The sequence below is a fragment of the Vibrio sp. T9 genome, assembly GCF_003123985.1.
Classification (GTDB): Bacteria; Pseudomonadota; Gammaproteobacteria; order Enterobacterales; family Vibrionaceae; genus Vibrio; species Vibrio diabolicus.
On the sequence record NZ_NIGY01000007.1, the window covers coordinates 131,255 to 155,593 of the forward strand.

At 45.6% G+C, this 24,339-nt stretch carries 23 protein-coding genes and 1 pseudogene; 6 read left to right on the forward strand and 18 right to left on the reverse strand.

Going from position 1 to position 24,339, the window contains the following annotated elements; translation table 11 throughout:
* Window positions 1–29: 29 nt before the first annotated feature.
* Window positions 30–926 (forward strand): 1-aminocyclopropane-1-carboxylate deaminase/D-cysteine desulfhydrase, encoded by an 897-nt coding sequence (locus CBX98_RS15520; RefSeq protein ID WP_109169717.1) that lies wholly within the window; start codon window positions 30–32, stop codon window positions 924–926.
* A gap of 39 nt (window positions 927–965) precedes the next feature.
* On the opposite strand, the gene CBX98_RS15525 is transcribed toward CBX98_RS15520, so the two are convergent.
* Window positions 966–1,508 (reverse strand): hydrolase, encoded by a 543-nt coding sequence (locus CBX98_RS15525; RefSeq protein ID WP_069539933.1) that lies wholly within the window; start codon window positions 1,506–1,508, stop codon window positions 966–968.
* A gap of 150 nt (window positions 1,509–1,658) precedes the next feature.
* Entirely contained in the window at window positions 1,659–2,519 is an 861-nt protein-coding gene (locus tag CBX98_RS15530) for a LysR family transcriptional regulator (protein WP_065646066.1), read from the reverse strand.
* 99 nt (window positions 2,520–2,618) lie between these two features.
* On the opposite strand from CBX98_RS15530, the gene CBX98_RS15535 reads away from it, so the two are divergent.
* Together CBX98_RS15535 and CBX98_RS15540 are read left to right on the forward strand one after the other, a co-directional pair.
* On the forward strand, window positions 2,619–3,683 hold the full coding sequence (locus tag CBX98_RS15535; protein WP_109169718.1) for an HlyD family secretion protein: 1,065 nt from the start codon (window positions 2,619–2,621) through the stop codon (window positions 3,681–3,683).
* Window positions 3,684–3,692: 9 nt separating this feature from the next.
* On the forward strand, window positions 3,693–4,712 hold the full coding sequence (locus CBX98_RS15540; RefSeq protein WP_025521488.1) for a DUF2955 domain-containing protein: 1,020 nt from the start codon (window positions 3,693–3,695) through the stop codon (window positions 4,710–4,712).
* Between the two features lie 90 nt (window positions 4,713–4,802).
* Here the strand turns inward: CBX98_RS15540 and CBX98_RS15545 are convergent, their stop codons facing one another.
* The gene (locus tag CBX98_RS15545) at window positions 4,803–5,831 is read right to left on the reverse strand and encodes a methionine synthase (RefSeq protein WP_109169719.1); all 1,029 of its coding nucleotides are present in this window, start codon (window positions 5,829–5,831) and stop codon (window positions 4,803–4,805) included.
* A gap of 30 nt (window positions 5,832–5,861) precedes the next feature.
* Complete coding sequence (locus tag CBX98_RS15550) at window positions 5,862–6,836, reverse strand: DUF1852 domain-containing protein (RefSeq protein WP_005457949.1); 975 nt, start codon at window positions 6,834–6,836, stop codon at window positions 5,862–5,864.
* Between the two features lie 1,096 nt (window positions 6,837–7,932).
* On the opposite strand from CBX98_RS15550, the gene CBX98_RS15555 reads away from it, so the two are divergent.
* Both CBX98_RS15555 and CBX98_RS15560 read left to right on the forward strand, forming a co-directional pair.
* Window positions 7,933–8,850: a leukocidin family pore-forming toxin gene (locus CBX98_RS15555; RefSeq protein ID WP_053809756.1), complete on the forward strand. Its 918-nt coding sequence runs from the start codon at window positions 7,933–7,935 to the stop codon at window positions 8,848–8,850.
* 68 nt (window positions 8,851–8,918) lie between these two features.
* Window positions 8,919–9,602, forward strand: a complete 684-nt coding sequence (locus tag CBX98_RS15560) for a topoisomerase I (protein ID WP_109169720.1) — start codon at window positions 8,919–8,921, stop codon at window positions 9,600–9,602.
* Between the two features lie 78 nt (window positions 9,603–9,680).
* On the opposite strand, the gene CBX98_RS15565 is transcribed toward CBX98_RS15560, so the two are convergent.
* The 9 genes and pseudogenes from CBX98_RS15565 to CBX98_RS15605 all read right to left on the reverse strand — a co-directional run.
* On the reverse strand, window positions 9,681–10,379 hold the full coding sequence (locus CBX98_RS15565; protein WP_109169802.1) for an ABC transporter ATP-binding protein: 699 nt from the start codon (window positions 10,377–10,379) through the stop codon (window positions 9,681–9,683).
* 22 nt (window positions 10,380–10,401) lie between these two features.
* Window positions 10,402–11,685, reverse strand: a complete 1,284-nt coding sequence (locus CBX98_RS15570; protein WP_109169721.1) for an ABC transporter permease — start codon at window positions 11,683–11,685, stop codon at window positions 10,402–10,404.
* Window positions 11,686–11,687: 2 nt separating this feature from the next.
* Window positions 11,688–12,902 (reverse strand): ABC transporter permease, encoded by a 1,215-nt coding sequence (locus CBX98_RS15575; protein ID WP_109169722.1) that lies wholly within the window; start codon window positions 12,900–12,902, stop codon window positions 11,688–11,690.
* Window positions 12,899–14,170, reverse strand: coding sequence for a TolC family protein (locus CBX98_RS15580; protein ID WP_109169723.1), 1,272 nt, complete (start codon window positions 14,168–14,170; stop codon window positions 12,899–12,901). The genes CBX98_RS15575 and CBX98_RS15580 overlap by 4 nt, the downstream gene beginning before the upstream one ends.
* Window positions 14,163–15,296, reverse strand: a complete 1,134-nt coding sequence (locus CBX98_RS15585; RefSeq protein WP_109169724.1) for an efflux RND transporter periplasmic adaptor subunit — start codon at window positions 15,294–15,296, stop codon at window positions 14,163–14,165. Before CBX98_RS15585 ends, CBX98_RS15580 begins: the two co-directional genes overlap by 8 nt.
* 272 nt (window positions 15,297–15,568) lie before the next feature.
* Window positions 15,569–16,084 carry a GNAT family protein gene (locus CBX98_RS15590; protein ID WP_109169725.1) on the reverse strand — a complete coding sequence of 172 codons (516 nt, stop codon included), beginning with the start codon at window positions 16,082–16,084 and terminating at the stop codon, window positions 15,569–15,571.
* A 3-nt stretch (window positions 16,085–16,087) separates the two neighbouring features.
* Window positions 16,088–16,513 (reverse strand): GNAT family N-acetyltransferase, encoded by a 426-nt coding sequence (locus CBX98_RS15595; protein WP_172605977.1) that lies wholly within the window; start codon window positions 16,511–16,513, stop codon window positions 16,088–16,090.
* Between the two features lie 19 nt (window positions 16,514–16,532).
* A complete protein-coding gene (locus tag CBX98_RS15600; RefSeq protein ID WP_109169727.1) occupies window positions 16,533–17,288 on the reverse strand; it encodes a class I SAM-dependent methyltransferase in 756 nt (251 codons plus the stop codon).
* Between the two features lie 25 nt (window positions 17,289–17,313).
* Window positions 17,314–17,526: pseudogene (locus tag CBX98_RS15605) on the reverse strand (class I SAM-dependent methyltransferase); the annotation flags it as partial.
* Window positions 17,527–17,924: 398 nt separating this feature from the next.
* On the opposite strand from CBX98_RS15605, the gene CBX98_RS15610 reads away from it, so the two are divergent.
* Entirely contained in the window at window positions 17,925–18,458 is a 534-nt protein-coding gene (locus CBX98_RS15610) for a hypothetical protein (protein WP_109169728.1), read from the forward strand.
* A gap of 49 nt (window positions 18,459–18,507) precedes the next feature.
* Here the strand turns inward: CBX98_RS15610 and CBX98_RS15615 are convergent, their stop codons facing one another.
* The 5 genes from CBX98_RS15615 to CBX98_RS15635 all read right to left on the reverse strand — a co-directional run bounded on the left by CBX98_RS15615 (window position 18,508) and on the right by CBX98_RS15635 (window position 24,161).
* Window positions 18,508–19,023: a protein disulfide oxidoreductase gene (locus CBX98_RS15615; protein WP_041852915.1), complete on the reverse strand. Its 516-nt coding sequence runs from the start codon at window positions 19,021–19,023 to the stop codon at window positions 18,508–18,510.
* On the reverse strand, window positions 19,020–21,131 hold the full coding sequence (locus CBX98_RS15620) for a protein-disulfide reductase DsbD domain-containing protein (RefSeq protein WP_109169729.1): 2,112 nt from the start codon (window positions 21,129–21,131) through the stop codon (window positions 19,020–19,022). The genes CBX98_RS15615 and CBX98_RS15620 overlap by 4 nt, the downstream gene beginning before the upstream one ends.
* Window positions 21,132–21,197: 66 nt before the next feature.
* Window positions 21,198–21,596: a hypothetical protein gene (locus tag CBX98_RS15625; protein WP_109169730.1), complete on the reverse strand. Its 399-nt coding sequence runs from the start codon at window positions 21,594–21,596 to the stop codon at window positions 21,198–21,200.
* 101 nt (window positions 21,597–21,697) lie between these two features.
* The gene (locus tag CBX98_RS15630) at window positions 21,698–22,300 is read right to left on the reverse strand and encodes a response regulator (RefSeq protein ID WP_005397090.1); all 603 of its coding nucleotides are present in this window, start codon (window positions 22,298–22,300) and stop codon (window positions 21,698–21,700) included.
* Between the two features lie 25 nt (window positions 22,301–22,325).
* Window positions 22,326–24,161 (reverse strand): sensor histidine kinase, encoded by a 1,836-nt coding sequence (locus tag CBX98_RS15635; protein ID WP_109169731.1) that lies wholly within the window; start codon window positions 24,159–24,161, stop codon window positions 22,326–22,328.
* Window positions 24,162–24,339: the final 178 nt, after the last annotated feature.

Genomic DNA, 24,339 nt, shown 5'->3' on the forward strand with positions numbered 1-24,339 from the left:
GTGACACGGTTTATTCCGTCAGCATCGAAATGAAACTCTTAGAAAGTCCTATCACCCAACATAGCTTTAATGGGCGCAAATTTTTCCTTAAACGTGACGACATGCTCCACTCCCACTTCTCTGGGAACAAAGCACGTAAGTTTATGACGTTAATGGAAGAGCAAAATCCCGACATCACCACGTTAATAAGCTTTGGCTCCGCTCAATCTAATGCCATGTACTCGCTAGCGGCTCTCGCCCAGATTAAAGGTTGGGCATTTGAGTTTTATGTTCATCACATTCCATCTTGGCTAAAAAGCTCCCCCATCGGAAACTATCGCGGCGCTCTCGATTTGGGTATGAAAATCACCGCCATGCAAGACATCGGTAGCGAACTCCACCCTAGTGAATACATCCACCAGGTACGAAGATTAGATGAGTCGACATTGCTGATTCCAGAGGGCGGACGTTCCCACCTCGCTGAAGCTGGCATCAAACAGTTAGCACGAGAAATTCTTGATTGGACGCGATTGAGAGGTAAAGAGCATTTTACCGTCGCCCTGCCATCAGGCACCGGCACGACCGCTTTATATCTTCATAAACATTTAAGCCCACACGGCATAGAAGTGCTAACTTGCCCTTGCGTAAGCGATGCAGATTACTTAACTGAACAGTTCAACCAGCTCGGTGAAAACAGCCACCCAACCATTTTAACCGTGCGCAACAAACACCATTTTGGCCGCTTGTACGAAGAAGATTACATCACATGGAAAGCACTCTTTGAGCAAACCGACCTCGAATTTGACCTGTTATACGACCCGTATATGTGGCAATGCCTCACCCCTTGGTTGGAAGAGAACACAGATAAAACGGTGATTTACATTCACCAAGGCGGGTTACTTGGCAACGAGTCGATGTTGCCAAGATATCAACGAGAATTTGAATAGCGTGTTCAGATAAAGTTGTTGTTGATTCCAGTGATTACACTATTTGATGAGCGCCAGAATTTCTTTGAATTCAGGTGCTCGGCAATCTTCGACCATTTCATACAAACACATTTCTAGCCCAGTGAGCACCACACCGTTAGCGGTTAGCTTCGCAAGAGCGAGCGCTTTATTGGCAGCAGTTCGGGAAGATACACAATCCGTGACTAATTCAACGCGATAACCGGACTGGCGCAGAGAAACCGCGGTTTGATAGACGCAAATGTGGGATTCAATACCGCAAACCAACCAGGTATCAACTTTCGCGTTCTCCACCGCGACCTTAAACGTCGCCTCTTTGCAACCATCAAACGTGTACTTGGTAATAGGTAAATGCGTGCTTTCAAGCACTTCACGAATCGGCTCTGCGGTTGGGCCCAACCTTTCTGGATTCTGTTCTAGCCACAGAATAGGCAAATCTAGTGCTTTGGCACCCTTTACCAGTTTCGTGATATTTTCAATCAGTGAGTCGCTTTCATGCATTAATGTAGCGAGTTTGCCCTGAACATCCACCACAATCAGGCCCGTGTTTCCTTTCGATAACATTTCCATCTCCTATCTTGTGCGACCACAAACCATACTCAACAAGTTGATCAACTGTTAATCTATCAGAACCCTTTCATGTTAGAGCAATAAAACCTAGAAAGATGACCTTCGCTCACACATTTGCCCTTATTTAAGTGTGGTTTGAACTGACTATTTAAATTTCTCTCGAATCAGTTCAATCAAGGCTTTGACTTTATTGGGCAGAAATAAGGCCGAGGGATAAATCAGAGTAAGATGCTGCTTCGGATGCGCGAATTGAGGCAGCACCTCGACCAACAAACCATCTCGCAATGCAGGCTTAGAATGAATTTGAGGAATAAACGCGATGCCGTTTCCTGCTATCGCCATCGAGCGCAGTAAGTTGAGGTCATCCGAACGCAACGCCACATGCAGATCTGAATCGAGCAAATCGGCATTGTAACGATTAGTTAAAAGGCGATGCTGCTTAAGATCTTCCACCGTTTTTACTGGCGGATGCGATTCTAGATAGGCTTTTGACGCAACAAAGTGACTACGATAAGGCAAAAGACTGAACTGCACATAGCTGTCATCGGTGACTTTGACCACGCTCGGAAGAAGCTGTAAATCAAACGATTGACGCTTGAGATCGACACTCTCTTGATGGTTTTCAATCTCGACCGAAATCTCCGGATACCGCGTTGTGTACTCGCTAATGATCGCGTTAAACGCGGCAGAACTCATCAATGCAGAAGGAATGGCTAAACGCACCTTGCCCGTCAACTCTTGTTGATATTCGTGCATGGCATTTAAACCTTGCTGAATATGGTCAATAGGCTGCCCCACCAACTCAAACAAGCGTTTCCCGTGCTCCGTCAACTCAATGCTGCGTGTTGTGCGAATCAAAAGCTGTACCCCGAGCGATTTCTCTAATTCTTGCAGCCGACGACTCACTTTTGAGCGTTGTAGTTGATTCGCCTCTGCCGCTGCACTTATACCGCCGTGAACCACCGTCTGAGTGAATAGGTAAATATCATCAAAACTAATGTTCATTGTCCTATTTTTAGGTCATTTATGTTCGTATTATCATTCTACTGAATTGTGAGTGACTTCTCTATAATCCGCTATCCAATATGTTTAACGGAACTTGTAATGACGGCTGACCAAAAATTCAAACACTGGATGCGAACTTTGATTGTCCTGTTCATCGTACTATTTTTGTACATTATCATTGCTGACCGCCACGCCCCCTTAACGACCGAAGGACGAGTGCAAGGATACGTTGTCCAAGTCGCGCCCGAGGTATATGGCAAAGTGACCGACGTTCTCATCGAAAATAATCAGTCCGTTCAAAAAGGCGACGTGTTGTTTACGATTGATGATCGTAAATACAAGATTGCGCTTGAACAGGCGAAGCTGTCTCTGCAATCCGCTTATGAAAAAGAAGCAACGCTGTATTCTCAACGCGAAGCCGCTCTTGCCAATATTGCCCGAGCCCAAGCGACATTTGATAATGCGCACCGCGAGTACACCCGCTTACTGACACTATCGAAGCAGAAAGTCATCTCTCAATCGACACTCGATAATGCCTTTGCCCAAAATCAGGTATCACGTGCAGCGCTTAAAGCTGAAAGACAAAACTTAAAAGTCATTGAGGCGCAATTAGGCGATCAAAAAGGTCAAAGCACTGCCGTTCGAATTGCCAAAAACGGCATCGAAAAGGCGCAACTTGATTTGGCAAATACCGCGGTACTCGCTCCCAGTAATGGTGTCGTGACCAACCTGCAACTAGAAGTTGGCACGATGGCAAACACCAACATGCCATTGCTGACATTTGTACCAACAGGTTCACTCTGGGTAGCCGCTGATTTTCGTGAAAAATCCGTCGCGAACGTAGACAAGACTTTCCACGCCTTGGTCACATTTGATGCCAACCCAGGTTCGGTGTACGACTTTGCTTTAGCTAGCCGCGATTACGGTGTAGCAGCCGCACAACAAACGCCTAATGGCGCACTAACCAAAGTGGAAGTGAACAACCGCTGGGTACGTGATGCGCAGCGTACACGAGTGAACCTAACCAGCAGCGAAGAGTTGCCACCAGCACTGTTTGTCGGCTCTCGCGCTACCATTGTTTTATACCCAGACAACAGCATTTTCTGGCAGTTGATGGCGCAAGCACAAATTCACCTCGCTAGCTGGTTCCACTTCATTTACTAGGCGGCGACAATGAAAACCTTACGAATTTGGTTCGGCTGCTCTTTAGGGCTCGCGCTAAGCATGATCTTCGGTTGGTCTTACGGATTTTTTGCCATCATGATGCCGCTGTTTATATTGGGCAGAATGGACAACTTTAATATTTCGGCTTTATTGATCGTGTTTTTCTCTGCGGTGTGGACAACCATACAAGCCACATTTTTGCTGGAATACTTGCAGTTTCATCCAACATTAATGACCGTTGCCGTCGGAATCATGATGCTGTTCAAGTGCATTGCAATGATGAACCAGAAAACCTATTTGTTTGGTTACATGGGGCTGTTGGTGGGTTCAATTGTGTTGAATTTTGCCAGCTATAACTTCATGGATATTGAAGAGTTCAACGTCAACATGTGGGTGATGGCGTTCAGCAATATTTTTGTTTGCGCATTCGCGTATTGGTTGTTCCCGGAGCCAAAATCCCCCGCCGAGCACATTGAGATGTCGACCCCAGTAAAAAGCGATATTGACTACATCAGCCAAGTTGCTATGGGTTGGGTAGTGGCGATGGCTGCGTTTATCGTATTCCAAGTAGCGGACTTATATGACTCGCTATCCGCACAAGCTTCCATTTTGATCATCCTAACCCCAATGACTTTAGCGGGCTCGCTCGCCATGGCAAAAATTCGCATCATCGGCACCGCACTAGGCTGCATCGCAGGGATGGCTGTTCAGCTCATATTGGGCAGTTGGTATGGGCATGGGCTACTCTTTTGGCTCGCCTTTACCATTGCTATGGGGCCATTCTGTTTGTGGCTCACAAAGGGGCAAATTAAAGCGGCTATCGCGTTTTCTGCCATGTCTGCCCTATCGGTTCCGCTGACGACCTCGTTGGTGCCAGAACAAAAAGACGCGTTCTTTTCGATCTTGTACCGTTTCAGCTCGATTTTCGTTGCGGTTCTGCTCACCGCGATGGTGATGTGGGTGGTGCATCACTGGATTCGTGTGATGTTGCTAAAGCATCCTGAAGTTCGACAGCTAGAAATGAACTAGCGCGAAGTTACAACGTCTGTTTTAAGAAAAAAACCAAGAACCGAGCTCTTGGTTTTTTTGTTTATCTAAGGGGAAAATATTTTGAATAACTTAAGCAGACAGCTCTCTACGAACAATCTCCGCTCCCGCACTTAGCGCATTGAGCTTAGCGGTTGATACTTCACGAGACAAAGGTGCCATACCACAGTTGGTACATGGGTAAAGCTTGTCGGCATCAACGTACTTCAACACCTCTCGCAGTGTGTTCGCCACTTCTTCTGGCGTTTCAATTTCGTTGGTTGCAACGTCAATCGCACCAACCATCACTTTCTTACCGCGAATCAACTCAAGCAACTCAATAGGCACTCGTGAGTTATGACATTCGAGCGAGATAATATCGATATTCGATTGCTGCAATTTAGGGAATACTTCTTCGTACTGTCGCCATTCAGTGCCTAGCGTTTGCTTCCAATCCGTATTCGCTTTGATGCCGTAACCATAGCAGATGTGCACCGCCGTTTCGCATTTCAGCCCTTCAATCGCACGCTCTAAACATGCAATGCCCCACTCGTTCACATCATCGAAAAACACATTGAACGCAGGCTCATCAAACTGAATGATGTCGACACCTGCCGCTTCAAGCTCTTTCGCTTCTTGATTGAGGATCTTCGCAAATTCCCAAGCCAGCTTTTCACGGCTACCGTAATGATCATCATAAAGCGTGTCGATCATCGTCATAGGGCCTGGCAGCGCCCACTTGATCGGTTGCTTAGTTTGCTGACGCAAGAACTTTGCATCTTCAACAAACACGGGCTTTGTGCGGCTTACTGGGCCAACCACAGTCGGAACACTTGCTTCATAACGGTTGCGAATGGTCACCGTTTTACGGTTTTCAAAATCTACGCCGCTCAAATGCTCAATAAAGGTCGTCACAAAATGTTGGCGAGTTTGCTCGCCATCACTGACGATATCAACGCCTGCCAGTTCTTGTTCTTGCAAAGCGACACGTAGCGCATCGCGTTTGCCATCAATCAGTTCTTCACCTTGCAGTTTCCACGGTGACCAAAGTTTTTCTGGTTCGGCCAGCCAAGAAGGTTTCGGTAAGCTGCCAGCCGTTGAAGTCGGTAATAGTGTTTTCATCGTCATTCCTTTCTAGATTCTCGTTGTCGATTACGCGTAGTTTGCAGACCATTGTTCAAGCACAGATTGATAAGGTTTGATGAAATGCTCCTCGGCAAATTTCCCTTGTTCAATCGCCAGTTGGCTGCGCTCTTCTCGGTCGTAAACGATTTGAGTTAGCGAGTGGTCTAGGTTTTTTAGGTTTGGCTGGTAGCAATTACCGGCAACCGCGTTGGCATTGTAAATCTCAGGTCGGTAAATCTTCTGGAATGTCTCCATCGTGCTTATCGTGCTGATAAGCTCTAGGTTTGAATAGTCGTTCAACAAGTCACCGAAGAAGTAGAATGCCAACGGTGCAACGCTGTTTGGCGGCATAAAGTAGCGCACCTGTAAGCCCATCTTCTTGAAGTACTGCTCCGTCAACGAAGATTCGTTCGGCTGATATTCAAAGCCCAAAACAGGATGTTGATTTTCGGTGCGTCGGTATACTTTGTTGTCCGATACGCTCAAACAAATCACAGGCAGCTTTTTGAAATGCTGTTTGTAAGACTCAGAATTAACGAAAGCTTTGAACAGTTTGCCATGCAAATCACCGAAGTTAGCTGGGATGCTGAAACGTGGCTGGTTTTTGTTGTGGTCCAACAGCAAAACGCTAAAGTCGTAATCACGAACGTATGAAGAGAAGTTGTTGCCCACAATGCCTTCGATGCGCTCGTTAGTGTTGTGGTCAACAATGTTGGTTTTGAGCACTTCAATTGATGGGAAGGCTTCGCCACTGCCTTGGATATCCATATCAACAGAGATGATTTCAAGCTCTACTGAGTAGCGGTCACCTTGCGCATTATCCCAATGTGCCAACGCATTAAAACGATTGTCGATCATTCGGAGTGCGTTGCGCAGATTCTCTCGGCGGTAGTTTCCACGAGCCAGATTAGCAAAGTTGGTAGTGATTCGCGTGTTGTCTGATGGTTGGTAATTCTCATCAAAACGAATGCTTTTGATAGCAAATGTGAAATCGTTATTCATCGTGAGTTGGTATCCTATTTCCTTAGATAAAGCAGACTTTTCCTAACTCTGTGCATGGGGATATTTTTGTTTTTTGGTTTTCCCAATCGTTAGGTTGCGCGGCGTTCACGACGAACAGTTCGTACTAAAAACGGTGGTCGCAGTGCCTAACACCAGAGCAGTCCGTTATTTATACTTGCTTCACGAGTTGAATAATATTGGTATTGCTTCACATTGAACATGAAAGAAATTCATAGTGGGAGTTCCAACCCAGAGGGAATTATCGTAGATACTGTTTTTCATTGACACCAATACACGTAACTTGGCGAGCATATTGCCAATATGTGTAATTAAGAAACTGATAAGGGATTAACAGTACGTAAACCAGTTTTAAGCCTAGAAAACGCATTGTATAAACGAGACGCTACCTGGAATATAGGACAGCGTAGCTTAAATAGCACTTTTCACACTCCATAATTTATTCAAGCATTCGTTTAATTAAAAGCACCTTACATTTTATATCCTCGGAAAGATTATTATTTATTTCTTTCCTATATTTACCATCTCAAACGTAAAGTTTCATTTTTCCGTTTTAAAATAACATATAATCTCATACACGAATATGACAACTTCATTGACGAGCTTTGTCACCCAACTATTACATGAAGCTCGAAACAACCAATAATAAAATAAACATAAACCACTGTTTTAATTTAAATTAAATTCAGGAAGCTGTAATGACCACATAACGACACTTTACTTAGTTTGGCATAACAAAAACCTCAACAATAACATGGTTAACACTTGTAAATTTCACTTCTGTCAATAAGGAAATTTAAACATAATATTAGAAAATAAAAATTAAGTAACAACTTAAAAAGGCAAGACTTAATAACTACATTCTTATTTATTATAGTTGAGTAGTGAATTTAAAAACTATGAGACATTAATCCCACGAATCTATACTTTTCCTTTTTTTATTAAAAAACAAGATGCAATATTTCACCGCTCAATTATTGAGCACCAATTAATAACCAGTCCATAATTATAAAACACCCATAGAGTTATTGTTAAAACCTAATAATAACCTTTATGGGCTGACTAATAGGAAACAACAATGGAAAAACAGCATCTTTCCGCGAGTATTATCGCGCTCGCATTACTTGGTTCTCTAGCTCCAGCACATGCTGAAGATACATTAAAAGCTTACACTTCGACCTTGCTACAGCTCGATGATAGCGATGCACGCTCGAAGAAAATCCGCTTAATTTACTCATTAGAAAATGTCTGGAACCAATCTTTGCTGCCGAATGGAGCTAAGGAAGCCAAGTTGCTTCTAAACGGAGGCTCTGGTTTCGACATGACTAATGTACCGAATAAAGAGCAGATCTATGGTTTTGCCACCGGTGGAGACTACCGTTACACAATCCCAACAGCCTTTAAACTGGCACTGAGTTATTTAAATGGTGCCCCTTTACGTCATATGAGCCATGCTCCAGAAAACACTATTGCAACAGCATCTGTCAGTGAGTCTTTGGACTTTAATCTTGGCTTCAGTGCTTCTGATTCTCCAAATATTAGCGGTGGTATCTCCTGGAGCAACCGCGTAACTTACGATCAACCAGAATTTCAGACGGTGGCTGATTTTGATCAGACCAATGAGAGCATTAATTGGCTTATCGAAAACCAGACTATCCGCCACAATACTCCACCTAAAGACTGGTTATTGTACCGTTGGACCAGCTGTGACATGGGCAACTTAATTGACTATAGCGAATTACCTGTCGTGATGCGCTCTGACTTTAAACCGCAAGTCGGTGTTGTATATCGAAAAAATGATATTCAAGATGGCCTAGATACATCAGAAGTCAAGCTGGTTGCAGGTTGGCGAAAAACCAATTACTACTTTGGTCGTGACTGGTGTAGCTGGTATACCACCCCAGAAAATACCTGGAAGAAAAATCGTGATAGCAGTCAATGGACAGAGACTAGCCGAGCCGTAACTATCTCTTGGAATGACGCGCTCTACCACTAACTTATTAGCCTGCGGCCACGGAGTGAATAAGTGGCCGCCGTATTTACTAATGAAATAAACGGTAAGACATGACAAGTAATAAAAAACTCTTGACTGGATCGGCGCTAGCACTTGGTGCAGTACTCGCCATATTTCTAATTAATTCAAATAACAAGAATTCCCAGAGCGATTCTGTTGCAAGCTTTGACGAGCAAATCAAGACAGAGAAAACTGAGACAAAAAGTGTAACGCCTCCTGAGAGCGATGCTGCTCAAGAGGTGGTTACCGTTCCAACACCACAGAATGACAATGACGCTACTTCCGACGTCATTCCAGCTACACCTTGGATATCTGCCCCATTAAATGGATTGAGCAATGAACTGTACGATTTTATTGAAGCTGAACAGGTAAGTTATGTCAGTACAACCGACTATCCATTCGACGAGCAAAAGCAAGAACAATTGCGAACATTAGCTAAGCAAGGGGTTCCTATCTTGTTTGACAACACGGAATCATCCTATTTGGATAGTTACGGTGTCAGCGAAACCAAAGTGGTTTCAGAGTATTTTGGTACGGCGTCTGAAGGTGATGTCATCATTGCTACCGGAGTACAGAATGAGGATGGCAGCATTCATTATCTGGTTTTGCCTTTGAAGAGCAAAGATCTCAACGATAACAGTAAATTGATTGAGGACACTAAGCTCGCAATCACTCTACTTAAAGAACAAAAGCATGACTTGATAAAAGAGAGACAAAGCGAACATCGCGAATAAAAATAAAGGAAGATAGCTTCTCCTATTCCATGGCTATCTTCCTTAAAGTAACTCCAGTCTCAATCAAGAAAAATTCATTTATCTTCCCTCCGGAGCCCTATCCGAAATCACCTTGCCATCTTTGATGGTGATGATGCGTTTGGTGCGTTCTGCGAGGGCGTTATCGTGCGTCACGATGATCAACGTTCTACCTTCGGCATGGAGTTGGTTGAACAAGGCTTCAATCTCCGCGCCGGACTTTGAATCCAATGCACCCGTTGGTTCATCCGCTAAGATGATTTGCGGATCGTTGACCAAGGCTCTTGCAATCGCAACTCTCTGCTTTTGACCACCAGAAAGCTGGTTTGGTTTATGGTCTAAACGCTCCCCTAGCCCGACTTGCTTTAGCAATTTAGCGGCGCGCTGGCGACGTTCTTTGGCTTTGATGCCAGAGTAAACCAACGGCAGTGCCACGTTATCAAGCGCCGTCGCGTATTCCAATAAGTTAAAGCTTTGGAAGACAAATCCGATCTTTTGGTTACGAATGCCAGCCAGGTCATTCGCACTTAAACTTGCGACGTTTTGGCCGCCAAGTTGGTACTCGCCATCGGTGGGCTTATCTAAACAGCCGAGCATGTTCATCAACGTTGATTTACCCGAACCGGACGGGCCAAGAATGGAAAGAAACTCGCCTTGATTAATGGTTAAGTCAACGCCGTCTAACGCGCGAACTTCCGCCTCCCCACTAGAGTAGTATTTACAGATGTTGGTCAGCTCAACAAGCGGCTTGTTCGACATGTTCTCTCCAGAGTTATTGTTGTTATTCACTTTGTAGCGCCTCCAACGGACTGACTTTTGCGGCTCGGTTTGCAGGTAACCATGCAGATGCCACACCAATGAGCACTAAGGTGAGGATGACAATCGCGACAACGACCCACGACAACTCAGGGACAGGTTTACCCAATTGTTCATAAAAGGTACTGCCCTCTAAAGGAATGGAACTGATGGCAGACACCAGCGCGTACGTCACGGCTAACCCAAGCGCGCCCCCCATCATCATTGTCAATAAAGACTGCACTAAATAGTGCATGCGAATTGCTGTTGGGGTTGCACCGACTGCCATGCGCACACCGATATCACGCGTAGATCGCTTTACGGTGGCATACATCACATTGGCAATGCCAACGCCAGCAACAGCTAACGTAACGAAGCCGATAATGCCAAGAAAACTCTGCAAACCTATCAGAAATTGCTGCATACTCTTTTGCTTAAGGAACATATCATCGACTTGGACGATCTGCTCATCGCTGACACTTGCCCCGTGTTTACGGGCAATCACTTGCCTGATCGTCTTTGCTAAGGCTTCTCGGTCCACATATGCTTGTGGTTGCACATTGATGCCACCAATTTCACCGTTGACATGAAATCGCTTCCACGTCGCTAACGGCACAAAGCTGGAATAGTTGATAAGATCACCCAGTTCTATTTGAGCGCTGTTTTTCTCCAATACGCCCACAACGGTGAACTCCTCATTGCCGATTTTTACCTTTTTCCCCACAGGGTTGACTTGCAATGTGACTGTCGCAAACCAACTAAAGTCCTCATTCGGGTTGAATAAGTCGGCTGCCAGTTCATAACCCAGTACAACGACTTTGCGCGTCTCTTTTTGATCGAGTGGATTTAACCATCGCCCTCCCGCCATCGGCACCAAATTGGTCATGGATTGAAACTCGCTCGTGACCGCTAAGGGCTCTTGCCACGAGCTTCTGTCACCAACGGTGATGCGCTCTTTCCACTTCGCAGTTGGCGCAACACTTTTTACATCGGGTAACGCTCGAACGACCTCTGAATCGTCCATTTTTAATGTCAGAAATTTACCTTGGTGAAAAGCACCGTGGTCGACGGTGGCCATCCCTCCGGTCAAATAGATCAAGTTGCCGTTACCATTTTGTGCGGTTTTCAATACGCCCTGACGAATACCCTCACCTACCGCCAACATAGCAGCGATACAGAGGGTCGCCCACGCTACAGCCAGAATGGTCAAACCCAATCTCAGCTTTTCTGCGGCCATTTCTTGGAAAATTTGTCTCATCGGTAACAGCATGACTAGGCCCTCGCACTCAAAGCAATGACTGGCGTGAGACGCGATGCTCGCCTTGCTGGGAAATACGACGCCATCAATGCCAAGATAAGCGTCACAAGTAAAGACCAAGCAATGGAATCTGGCGTGATCACAGGCAAACCAATCCATTCCGGTAATGCCATGCTGCTTAGGACAGATACCACTGCATACGAAAACATCAGACCTAATGCCGTGCCCACGGCTACCAAAATAAGCCCTTCAAGAATAAAGTGACTGAGTATGGATTTTTGAGTCGCCCCGGTCGCCAAACGCACACCGATTTCACGCGTGCGCTCGGTGACGGATAAAAACATGATGTTGGCAACGCCAAGCGCACCGACCGCCATGGTCATCGCGCCGCTCGCTCCGAGAAAAATCTGAATGCCACGCAAAATTCCACTGATGACCGCCGCACCTTCACTAAAATCGGGTAATTCGACCGCATCTTTATCACTTGGGTCAAAATGAAGCTGCTTGGCGAAAAAGTTCACGATATTTTGTCGAAACGACGGTGCATCCATCCCGTCTCTCGGCTTCATCAATACCATCCAAGGTTTCGCATCCCACAAATCGCGGTACGTTGTTTGAGGAATGAAAACAGTGCGGCTATCGCCGAATGAAATGCCAGTGTCCTCACCAACGGTTATCCCAATCACCAAAAACGGAATGCCGTTGACTTTGAGCCTATCCCCGATTTGGATTCCGCCCATTTGCGCAATTTGATCGCCTAACACTGCCACGCGAGTGTGGTTGTCCATATCACTTGGTGACAGGTTTCTCGAACCGGATTGCAGCTTGCGTTGCATTAAAGGAAAGTAAGACGTATCAATACCGCTGACCGTACTCGATAAATTCTGTCCTTTGAGATTGGTGATATTCGCATCCCATTTGGCGTAAACGCTCGACGCTTGTTGCACGAAGCCCGACTGTTTGATCATGTCGACTTTTTCTTGTGGAATATCAATTTGCCGTCTTGAAGGTAACCCTTGCCACGGTTTACTGGTGCTCGACGGAAACACCACTTGCACATTGTTGATCATAAATGAAAACGACTGGGTCTGATGGCGATAAAAGCCTTCGCCAAGTGCGATTAACACCACCACAGAGATCACGCCCCAAGCAATCGCGATAATGGCTAGCACGCTCTTCATACGGTGCGCCATCAACGTTTGCCAAGTTTGCTGCAACAGGCTGCTCATGAATGAAAAGCCCGAGAGATCAACGCCATTGTATCGTCATCGAGTTTCCCTGCGGTTTGCAGTAAGCCGATTCTCTTACGCCAATAGCTGTACAAGTTGGTTTGCAGACTGTTTTTCGCCTCAAACAAGCTGTTGTGTGCACTGATAACTTCCGACACTTCAAGCAGACCAGCGTCGTAAAGTTTCTCTTTGCTTTGCAACACTCTGGCGCGCGACTCAACCAGCTCGTTCGCTATTAAAACTTGATTCCAGTTGATATCGACCTGCGTAAACTGCTGAATAACTCGTTTCTGAATATCAATTTCCACTCTACGCATATCTTGCTTGGCGCTTAAAATGTTCAACGATGCTTCGTCCACTTTCGCTCGCACTGCACCATTGAGGTCAATCGGCAAACTCAAACTAATCCCAGCGTTAAACTCGCCGTTTGAACGATTGTCACCATCGCTGTAGCCCACACTGCCTTTGACGGTTGGGTAGTATCCACCTTTAGCTGAATCTTTCGCGAACTCGCTCGCTTTCACCATCTGCGCCGCTACCAACAGCTCTGGACTACTGTCTTTCGCCAGCTTTAGCCATTGCTCCTGAGAGTCCACCAGCATCGGCGGCTGAATTAGAGAATCCGTTCGAATTTGGTCGACACTCTCCGGCATTTGATTGATTAACGCCGCAAGCTCTGCTTTTTTCACTTCGAGATCGGCTTTTGCATTGAGGATACTTGCTTGCTCAGAGACTTGATTCGCTCGCATCTCTTCAACATCAACCGACTTCACTTTGCCTGCTCGATAGCGTTTCTCAATGATGTTGAGAAGTTCTTTCCCCTCCTCCAGCTTGGACTGCGCCAATTTGAGGTCGCCCTGTGCGCTTGCCACATCTAGGTAAGCGGTGAGCAACTTCTGCGCAAGCTCGTTATGTGATTGAGATAGCTCTAACTGTGCTTTGAGATAATTGGCATTCGCTTGATCCAGTTCCGACCACAAACTGCTATCCCAAATAGTTTGAGATAAGGTAGCGCCGTAACTGTTGGAATGGCTTGAAGACCCATTCCAATCCGCTGACGCACTGGCACTTAAACCCGGCAATAACGCACTGCGGCTACTCTGTACGCCAACCTCGCCAAGCTGGACGCCGATTTTCGCTTTTTCGTAATTTGGATCGTTCTGCTTTGCTTGTTGCCAAGCTTGTTCAATAGAAATTGCGTAGGTCGGCAAACTGAGCGTGGCAGCCAACAATGCAAAGGCGATTGTTGATCGTTGCAGCTTAACCATGCGCCGCTCCCATCATGCTGTTGTCGATAACCTCTTCATCAAGCTCCACGCCGTCAAGCACTTCGACATTGATGCCATCTGACAGACCGAGTTTCACAGGTTGTTTATGAAACCCTTGTTCTGAGCTGTCGGGAATCAGAACATTCGGTGCGTCACCATCAAATTGCAGAGCGCGCTCCGGTAGAGTGAGCACATTTTCAGACTTCTTCAGAATAATTTGAGCCGTCGATGAAAAACCAGAACGAAGCAACACATCTTGTGGGATCTTGAGTTCTCCCACTTCAACCTCAAAACCGTTATCAAAACTTTTTGCCGAAGCATTGCCCTCTGGTGAGTTGAGGTTCTCAGATTGAATCGCCACTTTGGTTAGCACACCAGAAATCGCCACATCAGGATAAGGCGCCACCGTCAACATAACGGGCATTCCCGGAGACAACTGCGCAGCATCATGCTCACTGACGCTACCTTTAAAAATCAGACTGTTCATGTCGGCCAATGACATCATTTCAGTCGCTGCTTGGCTTGATTGAGTCGAGATGATCGGCTCTCCGACCTCAACTTTCTGGTTGAGTACCGTGCCATCAATTGGCGCGTAGATCGTCGACGTTAAACGTGCATCACCGATAGACGCCTCACCACTGCGGATGAGTTCGAGATTCTGGCGCTTTTGCAATACGTCCGCTTGCGCAGATTTGACTGCCGAGCGCGCACTTACGTATTCGTCGTAGTTACTTGGAATAATGTCCTGCTTGACCAAGCTTTCTAGGTTAGACAGTTTTTGTTTGGCGGATTCCAGATCGGCTTCGCTACGCATGAGCTCTGCCGATGCATCCGTTAATGCTTGGGGGGTTGGGTTTGGACGTACTTTGATCAGCGGCTGGCCTTGCTTCACCTTTTCACCAACTTTCGCGTAAATTTCACCGACGATACCGTCGATTTGTGACTTGATAGACACAGAGTGTGCAGGGACAATTTTACCAACAGCCACCGCTTGTTTTTCAATCGTGCCTTTTTCCACAATCAATGTAGGCAGTAATTCTGGTTGAGCGGCAGATTGGAGATAGAAATACGTTCCACCGCCGAGCAGCGCAATGCTCACAACGGAGACAAGCCAACGTTTCGTCATTATTTATTCCAACAATTATTGGGTAGTCTAATGACTACTCCTAAAACACAAAGTTGAAGGAATAATATCCTGCTTTAATAGCGGTTTGGTTGTCACAGTTGGTATGGTTTTGTCAGTCGCCTCTGACAATCAAAGACTAAAAAACCTCGACGAATCATTCAGCAAAGACGCTGTCTACGATAGCGACTAACAAGCTCTGTAACCGCTCGTTTCAACCGCTATCCATTTCATTCTGAACAATGCGCAAAATAGCACAGTTCTGTATCTTCCAATCACATATCCATACAGTCTTGCGCCTCACGTCCTAAAGCAGGAAAAACCGCATGCGCTTTTAAAATGCCTTGGCTGATAAAGCCACATTTCTCCAACACACGAATACTCGCGTGGTTGCCAATATGCGGGGCAGTGCGAATGCGTGTTATACCCAAGCTTTGGAGGTAGACAACGCCAAGTTTGCAGGCTTGGGTTGCATAGCCTTTTCCCTGATAGCGAGCAGAAATACCAAAATGGATTTCACTGCTGTCTTGCTCAGGTATCAGCACCAGACAGCCTATAGGAGTTTGAGAAGTGAGTTCTTCAATAGCGAAGACTAATAGATTGGGAGACTTTTGATCATATTGAGCACGCCATCTTTCGATAGCTTCAAGGGTTTGATTAACATTTTGGTGGACTTGGCGATTGAGGAAGCGGCATGCTTGCTCATCGCCTAAATAGTTTTCAAACAGGGGAGCAGCGTCTGTTGTTTTGAGGTGTCTGATTGCCACTTGTTGAGATTCAACTCTCATCATGATTTAGCTCTGATAAACATTCGGTTTCCAGATTTGCATGAAGTTTTCTACTGGAGCAATAGGAGTGAACCCAAACTGTTCGTACAACCCATGAGCATCGCGGGTTGCAAGCATCATACGGCGTAAGCCTTGTAGTTCTGGATGAGCAATAATTTCTGAGATCAACCACTTACTGATGCCTTTACCACGGTGTACCTCCACAACAAACACATCGGCAAGGTACGCAAACGTGGTACGATCGGTAATTAACCGAGCAAAAGCGACGAGTTGATTTTCGTCATCCAAAACCGCGAAACAGAACGAATGGAGCAAAGACTTCTCAAAGCGTTCTCTTGGAATACCCTTTCCCCAATAACTGTTTGAAATGAACTCGTAGATAACGTCTAAATCCATGTCATCTAACGACGTGGTAATTCGAAACCCTTGCATTGTATCCCTCAACATTGATTTATATTTTCTCAGCTACACAGACAAGTGAGTTGGCATTCGCCTCAAATGCTTGCGCTGACCAAGACTGGTACTTCTCTATGATTCTGAATCCCGCTTGTTCAAGGAAAACCTCTATGTCTTCCAGCGGACGATATTTTAAATCAATGCTGGAATGCTCAATCGCTCCACCTTCAAAATGGCGCTCTTTCTTCAAATACATGATGGATGTTTGCAAGTCATACTCGGCCTTCATACCTAAATAATTCACTTCACCATAAGTTGGAGAAACATAGGTTTGCCACAGTGCCATCTCATTATCCAATTCTAGATTCTCTGGCGTTGGTAACCGCGTATCGAAGACAAATCGCCCACCTTTTTCTAGGTGCTTTGATATTGAGCTCAGTGCGCCTGCCAGCATGTCGTCACTTAAAAAGGCCTGAAATGCATTCCCTGTCATTATGGCTAGGTCAAACTTCTTACCTAACGAAAACTGCGTTGCGTCGAGATGAAGAAAACGCAAGTTACTCCTACTTTTGGCTTTGTCCTTTGCGTGTTTGAGCATCCCTTCAGAAATATCAATGCCAATGGCTTCGTTGAGTTGCTCAGAGACTGGAATCGTGACAATGCCGGAACCACAACAGACATCCAGTACACTTCGAGCATTGGTTTCTTCGATTAACCTTGTGATGAAAGCAATGTCGTAATGGTAATGCTGCTCGTATTGGGCATCGTATTCAATGCCCGACCCGAACTCGGTTAAATCTTGTGTTTTCAAAAACAGTCCTTGTTTGTTACTTATTTCAGCGGTGTGACTTTTTCAGCTCTAGCATCAAGTATCGACACACATAACCAACACCAGATACGTAACCAATCACATTTTCTAAGGAAACCACTTCCAACCCAGCCCGCTGACAGAGTTGTTCAACTTCACTTTCGGTATATGCCGTATGCTCCACCGATCTACTATAAGTATTTCGGGGCAAACCTTGTCCATCCGGATCGTGGTATTGAAACATCCATCATTTCGTCCTTGATAACCAGAACGATGCTCGAATGTAACACGCAATACGCACCTAGGCACTTATTAAATAGCTAATTTTCTAAGAAACGTAACCGACTGGTTATTCAGCGATAACCAGTAGAAATAGATGAAATTTTGAAAAGTACTAGCCCGTGATTCCGATGGAATTTTTAAGTGCATAAAGAAAAAATATGTCCTGATAATCTGCTTCGATTATTCAGCTAATTTTATTTCCATCATTCTATTCGCTGTATATAAAAACAATATTTAAATTAACATAACAAACCTATCGCTTATTATTTTTCATTTAAATAATGATTCTTATTGTTAATATCACTCTATAATTAAAGTGCTCAAATTCTCATGTTGTATTAACTTGAGGTTTAATTTATGAAACTAACTCCTTATTTAACTGCTGTTGTTTCGGTCAGCTGCGCTTTTGGCGCATTCGCAGCCGATGATTCAAAAGCACTTTTAAAAGATGCACTGAGTGCTGCACCACCGACTATTCGCGATAAAGTAACAGTGATGGACTGGAACAATAATGTTCTGCAAGAAGGTTCTAGCCAATACACTTGCTTCCCAACGCCACCTCAATTGGAAGGCACAGCGCCAATGTGTATGGATGGTCCTTGGATGGAATGGGCAGACGCTTGGATGAACAAAAAACCTTTCCAAGCCAAAGCATTAGGCATTTCTTACATGTTAGCGGGTGATGGCGGTGCCAGTAACACCGACCCATTTGCAGAAGGGATGACGGACGATAATCAATGGATTGTGGAAGGACCACACTTGATGATTATTACCCCAGACCAAGCGTTGCTCGACTCTCTACCAACCGACCCAAGTTATGGTGGCCCATACGTAATGTGGAAAGGCACGCCATACGCACACATTATGATTCCCGTTGGAGCGAGAAAATAAAAAGAAAAAATCCGATATTCAGTATTTTGAATATCGGATTTTTATTTCGTTATCGAGCCAACCAAATTCTCGCCAATATTCCTATCGGCGTTGTGATGCCTGTCGTAATAGAGGTCACTTCACCATTTCTTAAAATATAAATGGTTGGAGTCACGCTAATTTTCCATTCACGCATAATATCGCTTGAAGGATCGTTTATGTTTTCAAAACGATATTCTTTTGCCTGCATAAACTGCGCCACACGCTCATTTGGCCCTGATGAGCCAGAAACACCAACTACGGCATAGTCATCACTCAGCCAGCTCACGCTTGGGCTTACAAATTTACAAGCGGGACACCAAGTCGCCCAAAAATAAACAACGACAGGTTGTTCATGACTTTGTGCGATTGCATCGAAGTATTCACCATCGCTCAATACGGAGCTCAATGGTGGTGCCTCCTGTTTGGGAATATCTTTGGTGCGATACCAATCCATCGCGATAGAAATAACGGTGACAATGAGCACCATCTGTACGATTTGAACGAGCCAATATCGGACTGTTCTACGCTGCTTTGTCGAACTCATTGAATGGATCCCCCACTCGCTTGTTTCACCGCGCTTAAAACAACATCATCAGTCAGAATCACAGGTAACGGGATACCTTGTGGCGCCGCCGGGCCATAGACGATGTTAAACGGCACACCGTAACGCCCATGAGCTCGTAAAAAGTCCGTTACCGAGCCGTCCGGATGCGTCCAATCCCCTTTTAACGTCGCCACATTAGGGCTTTGCAGCAATGAGTAGACAGGATCTTGCCAGATCACGCCGATCTTGTTCGCTTTACACGTGACACACCAATCCGCAGTCACATCCACAAACACCACTCGCCCATTATTGACGTGCTCTTCAATCGCTGAATTAGAAAGCTTTTGCCAAGCTAGATCATCCGGAAGTGGCGTTGCCCATTGGTCAGCAGTGACACTGCCAAGTAGTAAGCCGCCAGCTATTAACACTAACGATGCGGTCCCTGATACAACAAGTGCTTTCTCACCATACACACGCTTAACTCTTGCCATCAGGACGACAAAAGCAATCACCGCGATGATTGCAATCCATAACATCGGAACATGATTTGCCATTAATGAAAGTAGCCAAACGCTGGTTGCCAACATCATTATGCCAAACACGATCTTAACGACATTCATCCATGGACCAGGCTTTGGTAGTTTTAGCGCGACACTTGGAAACACAGCGACTAAGATCCAAGGCAGTGCCATACCCAATGCTAATGCTGTAAAGGTTGCAAATAACGTTAATACGTCCGCGCCCAAGGCAAAAGCAACGGCAGTGCCTAAAAACGGTGCGGAACAAGGTGTCGCAAGCAAAGTGGCGAACATACCTTGAACGTAGTGACCCACTAGAGAGTTATCACCTTTCGATGCGAGCCATGTATTGGTACCCGATGACAGACGGATTTCAAATAACCCCAACATATTGGCACCGAACAAAGCAGTGACTAGTACCATCAATCCTAGGAACCAAGGGCTTTGGAACTGCACGCCCCAACCGATCGCGTTACCCGTAAGCTTCAACACCAAAATGAATCCAGCTATCAGCCAGAACGAAGTGAGAATCCCCAGAGAAGAAGCGATAAACTGGGTACGAATTTGACGGCGCTCTACACCATGCGCAGCCACAATACTACTGAGCTTCATCCCCAATACAGGCAGCACACACGGCATGATGTTCAAAATCAAACCGCCTAACAATGCAAATAAGAAAATACTCGCTAAAGAGGTAGTTGGCAGTGACGATGTAACCGCTCCTGCTTGTGCTTGTGTTACCTCTTCGACCAGCAAGTTATCATCTTTGATAGAAACATATAACGATTGTTCATTAAGCTCTACCTCACCCAGCCAGGTATCAACCGAGTAATTTGCTGTGACGATATCACCTTCTTGCTGAAGTCCATCCAACTTGAAGCTGTAGTCACGAATCGCATCACCAACACCATCCACCAACACTTGAGGATTTTGCCAACCTTGCGTGTTCTTTAGTTTGATTTGTAATTTGGATTGAGTCGCATCCCAGTTTGTTTGCGTGACCTCAACAAAAGGCGAAGGTTGAGGAACATTACTCACCGCTTGGGCGTAACTGAACATCACCTCTTCGTCCACTTTCAGCTCAGAAGGTAAGAACGTCAATTGAATTTGGTAGTCCGTCAGCACACAAATCGTCGTACAGGAAGAAAGCGTGAGCACTGCATCAATCGTGACGGGTTTCGACATATCGTCGATATGCAGCGTCATTGGGAACAAAGTGTCACCTTTGTAACCGAGAGTCTCAATGCCCAATAACTCGAACTTTTGCGGATATGGCCATTGCCAATCAACCTTGCTCAGGTTTTGCGAGTTTTGCCAATCTATCGATGGCGCGACACCACCCTCGCCCGGCGATCGCCAATAAGTTTTCCAGTCTCCGCTCAACTTAACATCCAAATAACCTGTAAGTGTTTTGGCTTGCGGATCTTGTTGACCCGTTAGTACAAAGCGCGTTTGCACTGGAGGATGCTGCGGGTTGGTCATCCAACCGGTATCGGTAGTTTGTGCTGAAATATTCAGAGAGAACAAACTCAACGCCAGCGTCATAAAGAACATAGACGCGAACTGAGTCAGTTTGGTAGTTTGATTCATAGTAATTCCTAATAATAAAAACAAAATGTGTTAAATCGCTGACGTTATTGGTCAGAAAACACGTTTTTATTCTTGGAATACACAGAAAGTCAGATGGACTCGATACTTACGACCTATCGGCTCCGTCCAATGTTGTGCGCGAATATAAGCGCAGCACATCCAAATAGCCGACGCCAAAAGACCGACAAACAGAACAACAATAAATGCATCGAGTTGATGTTGAGAAAATTGAATTAACTTTTCAGACAATTCGCATTTGCTGGTTTCGTTAGCATCAATGGACTTGACGCTCGAACCCTCATCAGTAAGTGAAACAGCAGGCGATACTGTCTCGTACTTCATAGAGCATGACGATGCAAAACCTGAATTTTGCATCAGACACACGACAACCACCCAGCCAATAATCGCTAGTAGCCATTTCACCCGTTTATGTGGTGTGTGATGTCGTTTAGTCAATAAACTCATAAGAATTCAGATAAAGTAGGAACGAAGAAGATAATACGCGAGTCGTCATAAAGCTCAAGTTGTATCCACAAATAACATTAAGAAGCTTCACTCACTAAGCTCTAATCTAGCTTGCCATAAATATATGCCAACTCTGCGACGGTTTTCGCTGAGAACTTTTTCAATAGGTTAGCGCGGTGTACTTCAACCGTGCGCATTGCAATGCAAAGTTCGTCAGCAATTCGAATGTTGCGCTTGCCTGCAATGATCAAACGTAAAATGTCTTTTTCTCTGGGAGTGAGCGATTCATACGCCGATTTTGCCGCCGCCATATCAAGGTTTGCAGCCGACTGCGCTTGTCCCTGCAAAATGGCTTGTGCCAACTCATCGCCTTTGACTGGCTTTTGGAAAAAATTGACCGCGCCAGCTTGTAATGCATCGACCGCCATCGGGACATCACCATGCCCCGTCAGGTAAATAACGGCCAAGGGACTGTTGGCTTGATTTAAAATTTGATGGACTTGCTGACCACGAAGATTTGGCATTCGACTATCAAGAATGATACACCCCGCTTGCTGAACGTCCACCTCATCGAGGAAAGACTGCCCATCAGCAAAAGTGGTGACGTTGAAGTCATGTTCTTCCAACATAAAAGCGAGCGAGTCACGCACCGATTCATCATCATCGACTACAAAAACAGGTAGCTGCTTTTCACCGCTGCTCATTGAATGCTCCTATGCCTAGTTCAGATTAGTTTTGATATGGAAACACGAGCTCAACCAAACAGCCATGTGGCGCTGTCGAGCTGATGAGAAACTCGCCACCATGCATTTCCATTACATCACGACAAATGGCTAACCCCAGCCCGAGCCCCTCTTCTTTGCTACTCACAAACGCTTGAGTCGGATTCTCTTTCTGCAACCCTGTGCCGTTGTCCAATACTCGAATGGAAAGTTGATTGACTTGGTAGTCACTATGCAGGGTAATTTTACCTTGATAACCTGACGAGTGATATTTCTCCTGGAACAAAGTACACGCATCAATCGCGTTACTGATCACATTAACTAAAACCTGTTGAACGCCCACAGCGTCGACAAGTACCGGACGGACGTTCCCTTCTATACTGGTCACAATCGAAATATTTTGCTTCTGCATTCGAAAATGGAGCAACTCAATCGTGTCATCAATGAGTAGTTGAAGGTCGCACGGCGCTTTGTCGACACTACGCTTGCGGATCAACGTTCTTAAGCGCTGAATAATTGCATCGGCTCGTTCAACTTGCTCCTGTATTTTCTCTAGCACAGGCACAATATCTTCATGCGGACGCTTCTTTGCAAGACGCAGCAACCCACCTTCACTGTAATTACGAATGGCTGCCAGCGGTTGATTTAATTCATGAGCCAGACTGCTGCCAATTTCCCCGACAATCGCCACTCTTTGCGAATGTTCTAACTGCTCACTTTTCTCTTTCAACCTTAGCGATGTCAGTTCTAATGCTTGTTTGCTTTTGCTAAAACGATACTCAAGCCAAAAGTGGTACGCGTTCAATACAATCACAAACATGAACAGTGCCCATGCCCATTCTTGATGACTGCGCAACCAGCGCAGCGCCTCACTCCACCAAGGTTGCTGCAATGGATGTAAATCCAACGCCTGATAGAGTTTATCGATGCTCAACAAGCTAACGGGCGATGTCCAGCCTGACGCGCCAGCGGCAATAATGGCGGGGTGCTCTGGCGGCATAGCAAGCAAGACTTGCGCGATTTTTTTCGCCAGAAGAGACGAGCCGCGTTCTGTTTTGGCAAACGACCAGTTTGGATATAACGGCGTAGAAACAGCGCACGAAGAATGTTCATTTGGCTGTTGGTTTAAGACTCGAAAATCACCGTGCTGTAACAGACCTTCATTTTGCATCTGTTCCAGTAGACAAGCAGGCACGACAGCGGCTTCAACATTGCCGTCACGTAGTTGGTAGAGGTTGGCATCAATTGGAAAACCGAGATAGCGAACATCCGCAAAAAAGTCATTCGGATCGAGTCCCATTTCCACGATTTGATAGCGCAGTGTCAGATAACCACCAAACGCTTTTTCGGACACTGCCGCAACAGGGAATCCAGAAACATCTTTTAATGTTTGGTATGGCGAATTTGCCCGAACCACTAGCGCAGAACCAATGCTATAGTTCGAGTTTTGCGGTGCGCGCCCCGTCAATGTTGCCATCCATGACAGCGCATATTGTCTGCCCAATCGCACAGCCTGACCTGGGTTGGTTAAGATGAAGTCCATGGTCTGAAACTTCACCGCCTCCCCCATTTCGTCCAAATTGAGCGGATGCAGTTCAAAGTGCACGTCCGAGATTTGCTGGTTGAGCCAATCGATGGTCGGTTGCCATCTCTGCTCGGCATAAAGGTGACCACGTATCGCTAACACGCCCACTTCGACTTTCTGCTTGGCCTCTGGCTGCACCGTCTTTTGCTGCTGCATTCCTTGCAGATATTCTTGTTCAGAAACAGCGCCCTGAGCTAAAGATGCAAAGAAAACCAAGCACAGAATCCAAAACTGAAGCAACCGTGGCGTTTTGTTCATGATGAGTCGAATCGTTCCTTCGAAAATAATGGAGCAAGAATAACAGCTACCTTCCGTAAACCACATTTGTTTTAGATCAACTTTGATCTGGGTATGTGGAAATCCACTATATCGACCTCGCAGCGCATTTCTCACAATGGAATCAGTCAGTTCAAATTCAACTAACAGCAGGTGAGTT

Coding starts and splice junctions, on each gene's coding strand:
- CBX98_RS15520 (WP_109169717.1), top strand. CDS start 30: ATGAAACTCTTAGAAAGTCCTATCACCCAACATAGCTTTAATGGGCGC.
- CBX98_RS15525 (WP_069539933.1), bottom strand. CDS start 1,508: ATGTTATCGAAAGGAAACACGGGCCTGATTGTGGTGGATGTTCAGGGC.
- CBX98_RS15530 (WP_065646066.1), bottom strand. CDS start 2,519: ATGAACATTAGTTTTGATGATATTTACCTATTCACTCAGACGGTGGTT.
- CBX98_RS15535 (WP_109169718.1), top strand. CDS start 2,619: ATGACGGCTGACCAAAAATTCAAACACTGGATGCGAACTTTGATTGTC.
- CBX98_RS15540 (WP_025521488.1), top strand. CDS start 3,693: ATGAAAACCTTACGAATTTGGTTCGGCTGCTCTTTAGGGCTCGCGCTA.
- CBX98_RS15545 (WP_109169719.1), bottom strand. CDS start 5,831: ATGAAAACACTATTACCGACTTCAACGGCTGGCAGCTTACCGAAACCT.
- CBX98_RS15550 (WP_005457949.1), bottom strand. CDS start 6,836: ATGAATAACGATTTCACATTTGCTATCAAAAGCATTCGTTTTGATGAG.
- CBX98_RS15555 (WP_053809756.1), top strand. CDS start 7,933: ATGGAAAAACAGCATCTTTCCGCGAGTATTATCGCGCTCGCATTACTT.
- CBX98_RS15560 (WP_109169720.1), top strand. CDS start 8,919: ATGACAAGTAATAAAAAACTCTTGACTGGATCGGCGCTAGCACTTGGT.
- CBX98_RS15565 (WP_109169802.1), bottom strand. CDS start 10,379: ATGTCGAACAAGCCGCTTGTTGAGCTGACCAACATCTGTAAATACTAC.
- CBX98_RS15570 (WP_109169721.1), bottom strand. CDS start 11,685: ATGCTGTTACCGATGAGACAAATTTTCCAAGAAATGGCCGCAGAAAAG.
- CBX98_RS15575 (WP_109169722.1), bottom strand. CDS start 12,902: ATGAGCAGCCTGTTGCAGCAAACTTGGCAAACGTTGATGGCGCACCGT.
- CBX98_RS15580 (WP_109169723.1), bottom strand. CDS start 14,170: ATGGTTAAGCTGCAACGATCAACAATCGCCTTTGCATTGTTGGCTGCC.
- CBX98_RS15585 (WP_109169724.1), bottom strand. CDS start 15,296: ATGACGAAACGTTGGCTTGTCTCCGTTGTGAGCATTGCGCTGCTCGGC.
- CBX98_RS15590 (WP_109169725.1), bottom strand. CDS start 16,084: ATGATGAGAGTTGAATCTCAACAAGTGGCAATCAGACACCTCAAAACA.
- CBX98_RS15595 (WP_172605977.1), bottom strand. CDS start 16,513: ATGCAAGGGTTTCGAATTACCACGTCGTTAGATGACATGGATTTAGAC.
- CBX98_RS15610 (WP_109169728.1), top strand. CDS start 17,925: ATGAAACTAACTCCTTATTTAACTGCTGTTGTTTCGGTCAGCTGCGCT.
- CBX98_RS15615 (WP_041852915.1), bottom strand. CDS start 19,023: ATGAGTTCGACAAAGCAGCGTAGAACAGTCCGATATTGGCTCGTTCAA.
- CBX98_RS15620 (WP_109169729.1), bottom strand. CDS start 21,131: ATGAATCAAACTACCAAACTGACTCAGTTCGCGTCTATGTTCTTTATG.
- CBX98_RS15625 (WP_109169730.1), bottom strand. CDS start 21,596: ATGAGTTTATTGACTAAACGACATCACACACCACATAAACGGGTGAAA.
- CBX98_RS15630 (WP_005397090.1), bottom strand. CDS start 22,300: ATGAGCAGCGGTGAAAAGCAGCTACCTGTTTTTGTAGTCGATGATGAT.
- CBX98_RS15635 (WP_109169731.1), bottom strand. CDS start 24,161: ATGAACAAAACGCCACGGTTGCTTCAGTTTTGGATTCTGTGCTTGGTT.